Genomic DNA, 7,372 nt, shown 5'->3' on the forward strand with positions numbered 1-7,372 from the left:
GCGGGTTCGCCTTTGCCGGTGCCCATGGTGATGTTGTAGCGGGCGGTGAGGGGCCAGCGGGTGTGGTCCTGGGCGATGACGGCGGTGCGGCGGCGCAGGTGTTCGGGGGCGACCTGGCGCAGGTCGGTGTCGTCCCAGCGGACGGTGCCGGTGTCGGGTTCGTAGAGGCCGGACAGGATTTTGGCGAGGGTGGTCTTGCCGGAGCCGTTCTCGCCGACGAAGGCGATGACCTCGCCGCGTTTGATCTCGATGGACACCTCGCGCAGGGCGGGCTCCTCGGCGCCGGGGTAGGTGAAGGTGATGCCGGAGGCGACGATGCGCTCGAAGCTCTCGGGCACCGACTCCTCGCGCGCGGCGGGGATGCGGCGTTCGGCGTCGGCGCAGAACTCCAGGAAGTCGGTGAAGTAGAGGCCCTCTTCGTAGAGGCGGTTGGTGGCGAACATGAGGTTGCTCAGCGACTGCTGCCCCGACCTGATCGCCAGGACGGCGGTGCCCGCCACCGCCAGGGGGATGGCGGCCAGGGCCAGGAGCAGGCCGAGGGCGACGTAGACGAGGGCGGAGCCGACGCCGCCGAGGGCCTCGCCGATGAGCCGGGCGACGGTCTGGCGCCGGGCGAGCTTGAGCATGACCTCCTGCTCGGCCCTGGCCACGGCGTCGTACATGCGCAGCAGGAAACCGCGCATGGTGAACGAGCGCACCTCGGCCGCGGGCTCGCGGTCGGCCAGCAGCTCCGCGATGATCCATTTGCGGCGGTTGGCGGGGATGAGGGCGTAGAGGGTGGTGTAGCGCATCTTGGCGCTGCGGACCGCCGCCCACGCGTCGGGCAGCACCGCCAGCAGGAGGAGCGGGAGCAGTACGGGGTGGAGCACGCCCAGGACGCCGGCCACCGCCGTGATGCCGACCGCGGCCGTGACCACGTTGATGGCCGACGACACCACCGAGTCGGCCATGGCCACGCCGCGTAACTTGGCCCGCTGCAACGCGTCGTGGAAGTCGGGGTCGTCGTAGGCCACGAGCTCCACCCGGCTGGTCAGCCCGTACAGGCGCTCCTCGGTGAGCCGGCTCACCTGGGGGTCGAGGCGGGCCTGCGCCCAGCCCGCGCCGGCCTGGACGGCGGTGCGGAGCGTCGCGGCGGCCCCGACCAGGACGAGGCTGGGCAGCGCGGCCAGCACGCGATCGGGGGTCGGGCCCTCGCTGAAGAGGGCGGTCAGGACGCCGGTGGTCGCCAGCAGGCCGAAGGCCGTGAAGACGCCGCCGAGGAGGTTGAGCGTGATGGTGGCGAGGGTGTCGCGCCGGCTGGCCCGCCAGGCCATGCGCATCGCCTGCGCCACGAGTGAGGGCAGTCGCCTGGCGATGGTCAGGAAGCCGACCGCCGCCAGCTTGTCCTGATGGGCATACCAGTCGGAGAAGGAGATCTCGCCGAGCTCGAGCGGCTCATCGGCCATGACTTGAGTGTGCCCACGGGCACTGACAGATCTCCACCGATTATGTCTGGGCGCGCGGCGTAGTTGGTGACACACTCACAGTGATGCTGCGATCCGCCGACTTCAGCAACCTGCCGGCCGAGCCAAATGCGTTCGTGGGCCGGGAGTCCGACCTCGATGAGCTCGTCCAGCTGATGCGCGTCTCCCGGGCCGTGACCCTCTGCGGCGCGGGGGGCATCGGGAAGACCCGGCTGGCCCTGCGGCTCGCGGCCAGGGTCGCCCCCGACCATCCGGGCGGCGTGTGGCTGATCGAGCTGGCCGACCTGGAGAAGGGCGAGCTGAGAGGCTACGTCGCCGCCGCGCTCGGCATCGCGGGCGAGCTGGCCGAGTCGATCGCGGGACGGCGCGCGCTCCTGGTGCTCGACAACTGCGAGCCCGTGATCGGGGAGTGCGCGGAGCTGTGCCGTGACCTGCTCGGCGCCTGCCCCGGGCTCACCGTGCTGGCCACCAGCAGGGAGCCGCTGCGGGTGCCCGGCGAGACCGTGTGGCGGGTGCCGCCCCTGTCGGTGGACGGGGAGGAGAGCGAGGCCGTGCGGCTGTTCGTGGCCAGGGCCACCGCCGCCAGGCCCGACTTCGAGCTGACCGACGAGCACCGGCCGCTGGTCGCGGAGCTGTGCCAGGCGCTCGACGGCCTGCCGCTGGCGATCGAGCTGGCCGCCGCCATGGTGCGGGTCCTGTCCGTGGGCCAGCTCGCCGAGCGGCTGGACGACCGGTTCAGGCTGCTGGCGGGCGGCGCGCGTACGGCTCCGGCCCGGCACCGCACGCTCAGGGCCGCGGTGGACTGGAGCTACCGGCTGCTTTCCCCGCAGGAGCGGCTGCTGCTGCGCCGCACGGCCGCCTTCCGCTCCTCGTGGACGCTCGACCTGGCCGAGGAGGTCTGCTCGGGCCCGGGGCTGCCCGAGGAGGACGTGCTGCTCAGACTGTGTGATCTGGTGGACAAGTCGCTGGTCGCCCTCGACGGGGAGATCGCCGGTCAGGCGCGTTACCGGCTGCTGGAGACCGTCCGCGACTACGCCCTGGAGCAGCTCGCCGAGTCCGGCGAGGAGACGGAGCTGCGGCGCAGGCACCTGATGGCGCTGGCCGCGATGGCGCGCCGGTTCAAGGAGACGATCGCGCCGGGGGTGCGCACGTCGTGGCCGGTGATCGAGCGGTACGTGAACCTGTTCGACGCCCTCAAGGTCGAGGTCGGCGCGGCGTGCGACTGGTCGATCGCCATCGGCCTGCCGGAGATCGCGCTGGGCCTGCTGACCGACGTGCGCTACCTGCTGGTCGGCAGCGGCAGGAAGCTCGACACGGCCGAGCGGCTCGACCGGCTGCTGTCCCTCGAGGTCCCGCAGGTGCGGCCGGCGCTGCGCGGCCAGGCCACGATCCTGCGCGGCGAGCTGGCGCTGGCGGCGGGTGACCTGGAGCTGGCCACGTGGTGCGCCCGCGCCGGGCTCGACCTGTGCAGGGCCGCCGGCGACGGGTACGGCGAGGCCGTCGGCACGATCGTGCTGGCCCAGCTCACCGGCAAGCCCGACACCCTGGCCCGCGCGCTGGAGATGGCCAGGAGCGCCGGCGACCTCATCCTGGAGTCGCTGGCCCAGGGCACCCGGGCCCAGTTCGGCCTGCACCACGGCCGCCTGCGGGAGGCGCAGCGCGGGTTCGAGGAGGTGCTGGCGATCAGCGAGGGGCTCGACAACCACGTCGGCCAGTCCTACGCCCACATCGGGCTCGCCCAGGTCGCCAGGCGCTCGGGCGACCTCGTGACGGCCAAGCGGCACTACGAGTCGGGGCTGAGCCTGCTGCGGCACGTGGACGCCAGGCAGCAGATCGTGAGCTGCCTGGCCGGGCTCGGCAAGGTGGCGCTCGACCAGGGAGACCTGGTGGAGGCCAGGGTCAGGTTCACCGAGGCGCTGGTGCTCAGCCGCGACGCGGGGCTGCGCGCGGGCATCGCCAGGCGGCTGGAGGAGTGGGCGGTGCTGGTCTCCGCGGAGGGCGACCACCGGCGGGCGGTCCTGCTGGCCGCCGCGTCGGTGGCGCTGCGCAGCCGCCAGCCGGACGCGCGTACGGAGGACGTCCTGCGACCGGCGCGGGCCGGGCTGGGCGAGGCCGTGGTCGGCATGTTGTGGGCCGAGGGCGCGGGGATGACCGCCGAGCAGGCCGTGGCCTGCGCCCTGGACGGCGCGCTGCCCGAACGCCGGGTCGAGCCGGTCGTACCGGTCAACCAGGACAGCCGGCTCACGGCCAGGGAACGTGAGATCGCCGACCTGATCGCCAGAGGGCTCAGCAACCGGGCCATAGCCGACGAACTGGTCATCAGTCCGGCGACCGCCGCGCGGCACGTGGCCAACATCCTGTCCAAGCTGGGCTTCTCCACACGTACACAGATTGCCGCATGGGTGATCGAGAGCCGTTGATCCGCGCACCTCTCTACACATTGCCGGGCCGGCCGTTTTACATCGTCGAATGGCCATGTCAGCGCATGTGCGGCCCACGTATGCACACCTACCGTTGCTACGTGTGATCGGCCGCCTCTCGCGGCCGGTCCATCGGGGACGTCACGCGTCCACGCGGGGCTGGGCCTCCTCGGAGGGGTGGGGGCCCGGCTCCGGGCGCGTGACAGCGGGCTCGAGTCGCGCAGGGCTCGGGCCCGCCCACGGGAATGCACATCTGCCTACATACATCGGTGGATGCTGCGCGTTGCCCGGCGGCCGTACGTTGACGGTCATGAACCCTGCCGCCTCGACCACGGGGACCGTGATCCACGAGGTGTTCCGCCGGGCGTACGAGCGCGGGGAGCGGCCGGCGCTCGTCGATCTGCGCGGCGGCCACGTCTACGGCTACCGCCGGCTGGTGACCGAGGTGACCAGGGCGGCCTCGGGGCTCGTCCGCAGGGGCGCGCGGCGCGACCAGGTGGTGGGCGTGCACGTCTCGACGGCCGGCGCGCAGACGCTGGCCGTGCACACCGTGCTGGCGGCGGGTGGCGTCGCGGCGCCGATCGACCCCGCGCTCGGCGCCGGCGAGGTGGCCGCGTGGCTGCGGGAGTGCGACGCGCGCACCCTGATCACCACCCCCGACCTGGCGGACACGGCGGTGCTGGCGGCGGACGAGTCCCGGGTGCGCCAGGTCGTCTCGCTGGGCACGGCGCTCGACACGATCGACTTCCGCGGCCTGCTCACGCTGGAGCCCACCCCGCTGCCCGCGCTCGACGCCAAGCGCCAGACCGCGCTGCTGACGGCGGACGGCCGCCGGATGTCCCACGCCGACCTGCTGTCCAGGATGGCGGAGCTCGACCTGCCCGTACGTCTGGCCGAGTCCGACGTCGTGCTGGCCACGTGGCCGCCCGACGGCGGGTGCGACCTGGTCGCGCTGGTCGGCCTGGGCGTGTCCAAGGGCGCGCTGGTGGTCGCGGCGGGCGGCGGCGATCTGCCCGGCACGAGCTACGACTTCAGCGTCACGGTCGTGACGGGCCCGGAGGGCGGGCTGGAGCGGGTCCGCTGAGTATGCGGAGCTGTTACCCGCCCATCCCTTGACGCCGCGCGGCGGGAAGTGGGTAGATGGCCGTTGGTTGACAACGTTGTCAAATCACCAACTTCGGGGGGCTTCGAAGGGATGGTGTGCGATGCGACGGTGGTTAGCGACCGTCTCGATCTCGATCGTGAGCGCGTTGAGCCTGGTGGCCTGTGGCGGTGGCGGCGGAGCCGGACAGGCGTCCCAGTCGCCGGCGGCGAGTGGCGGCGGCGGGGAGAAGAAACAGGTTGAGGTCTTCTCCTGGTGGACGGGGCCCGGTGAGGCCGACGGCCTCCAGGCGATGAAGAAGATCTTCGAGCAGCAGAATCCGAACTACACATTCTTCGACGCCGCGGTGGCGGGCGGCTCCGGTGACAAGGCCAAGGCCCTGCTCCAGTCGAAGCTCCAGGCCAACACCCCGCCCGACACCTTCCAGGGACACGCGGGCGCCGAGCTGCAGGGCTACATCAAGGCCGGCAACCTGGAGGACCTGACCTTCCTTTATGACGAGCTGAAGCTGAAGGACGTCTTCCCCACGCAGCTCGTCGACCAGATCAGCGTCGAGGGCAAGATCTACTCGGTGCCGGTGAACATCCACCGGTCCAACGTGCTGTGGTTCAACCCGGCCGTGCTCAAGGAGGCCGGCGTGGCCGCCGCGCCCAAGACGATCGACGAGTTCATCGCGGACCTGGAGAAGGTCAAGGCCAAGGGCAAGATCCCGCTGTCGATCGGCTCCGAGTGGACCGTCACCCACCTGATGGAGAACGTCCTGCTCGGCTCGATGGGCACCGACGCCTACAACGCGCTGTTCAAGCCGGGCGCCGACTGGAACAGCCCGCAGGTGACCAAGGCGCTGGAGAGCTTCGCCAAGATCATGTCGTACGCGGGCGACCCGCAGGACGACTGGCAGCCGGCCGCCAAGCAGGTCGCCGACGGCGAGGCCGCGTTCAACATCATGGGCGACTGGGCGTACGGCTACTTCCACAACCCGCCGGAGGGCGGCCTGGGCAAGAAGTCGAAGACGGACTTCGACTGGGCCCCGGCTCCCGGGACCGAGGGCACGTACATGTGGCTGTCCGACAGCTTCACCCTCCCCAAGGGCGCGAAGAACCGTGACGGAGCCATCGCCTGGCTGAAGGTCGCGGCCAGCAAGGAGGGTCAGGACGCCTTCAACCCCAAGAAGGGCTCCATCCCCGCCCGCAAGGACGCCGACCAGTCCCTCTACACCGACTACCTGGCCGACGCGCTGAAGGACTGGTCGAGCAACAAGCTCGCCGGGTCGATCCAGCACGGCGTCTCGGTCAACCAGCCGTGGCTGGCGGCGATCACCGAGTCGGTCGGCCTGTTCATCGGCAGCAAGGACGTCAAGGCCCTGCAGCAGGGGCTCGCCGACGCGGCCAAGTCCAACGCTCAATGACTCGTCGGGCTCCGGCGGGCGTCGCGCCCGCCGGGCCCGTGGGAGGGAATGCTTGTGAGGCGGGCACGCACGTGGCTGCCCGGACTCCTCCTCGTCACGCCGTCGATCATCCTGATCGGCGTCTTCGTGTACGGCATGCTCGGCTGGAACTTCCAGCTGGCCATGACGGACAAGCACGATGAGGTGTCCGAGGGGAAGTTCGTGGGGCTGCGGAACTTCATCGACATCTGGGACCTGCCGCGATGGCACCTCTCGGTGAACCACGCGATCGTCTTCACGGTCGTGTTCGTGCTGGGCGCGCTCCTGCTCGGGTGGCTGCTGGCGTTCCTCATGGAGAAGGGGATCAGGGGCGAGGGGACATTCCGGGCGATCTACCTGTTCCCGATGGCCATCTCGTTCGTCGCGACCGGGATCGTGTGGCGGTGGCTGATGAACTCGGGGACGGGGGAGCGGGCGGTCGGCCTGAACCGGCTGTTCGACTGGATCGGGCTGCCGCAGTGGCAGTGGTTCAGGGATCCAGACTGGGGGATGGCCGCGATGGCGCTCCCCGCCATCTGGCAGATGTCCGGATATGTCATGGCACTGTTTCTGGCCGGCTTCCGCGGCGTGCCCGAGGAACTGCGGGAGGCCGCGCGGGTGGACGGCTGCAACGAGTGGGGCGTCTACCGGTACGTCGTGCTGCCCCTGCTCCGGCCGGTCACCCTGTCCGCGCTGATCATCCTGGGACACATCTCGCTCAAGGTGTTCGACCTGATCGTGGCGGTGTCGGGCAAGCAGATCATCACGGACGTGCCCGCGGTGTTCATGTGGGTCGCGGTGTTCGACTCGCACGATCCGGCCAAGGGCGCCACGATCGCCTCGTACATCGTGCTGAGCGTGGCGGTCTTCGTGATCCCGTACCTGATCTGGTCCGTGCGTAAGGAGCGGCGAACGTGAGGCTCGAGAGCGGTAGCTTGCGTGACCAGCGAGGGCCAAGTGT

General features: G+C 70.9%; 5 protein-coding genes. 4 read left to right on the top strand and 1 reads right to left on the bottom strand.

The window, feature by feature from the left end; genetic code table 11:
• Nucleotides 1–1,445: ABC transporter ATP-binding protein/permease (locus tag ABZS69_RS36335; RefSeq protein WP_355380016.1), on the bottom strand; the 1,445-nt coding region annotated here is incomplete at its 3' end.
• Nucleotides 1,446–1,528: 83 nt separating this feature from the next.
• On the opposite strand from ABZS69_RS36335, the gene ABZS69_RS36340 reads away from it, so the two are divergent.
• The 4 genes from ABZS69_RS36340 to ABZS69_RS36355 all read left to right on the top strand — a co-directional run bounded on the left by ABZS69_RS36340 (nucleotide 1,529) and on the right by ABZS69_RS36355 (nucleotide 7,329).
• Nucleotides 1,529–3,883 (top strand): LuxR C-terminal-related transcriptional regulator, encoded by a 2,355-nt coding sequence (locus ABZS69_RS36340; RefSeq protein WP_355380019.1) that lies wholly within the window; start codon nucleotides 1,529–1,531, stop codon nucleotides 3,881–3,883.
• Between the two features lie 310 nt (nucleotides 3,884–4,193).
• Nucleotides 4,194–4,967 carry an AMP-binding protein gene (locus tag ABZS69_RS36345; RefSeq protein WP_355380021.1) on the top strand — a complete coding sequence of 258 codons (774 nt, stop codon included), beginning with the start codon at nucleotides 4,194–4,196 and terminating at the stop codon, nucleotides 4,965–4,967.
• A gap of 121 nt (nucleotides 4,968–5,088) precedes the next feature.
• A complete protein-coding gene (locus ABZS69_RS36350; RefSeq protein WP_355380023.1) occupies nucleotides 5,089–6,393 on the top strand; it encodes an ABC transporter substrate-binding protein in 1,305 nt (434 codons plus the stop codon).
• A 48-nt stretch (nucleotides 6,394–6,441) separates the two neighbouring features.
• Entirely contained in the window at nucleotides 6,442–7,329 is an 888-nt protein-coding gene (locus ABZS69_RS36355; RefSeq protein ID WP_355380025.1) for a sugar ABC transporter permease, read from the top strand.
• Nucleotides 7,330–7,372 lie beyond the last annotated feature (43 nt).

It is taken from the genome of Nonomuraea sp. NPDC005650, from assembly GCF_040605375.1.
Classification (GTDB): domain Bacteria; phylum Actinomycetota; class Actinomycetes; order Streptosporangiales; family Streptosporangiaceae; genus Nonomuraea.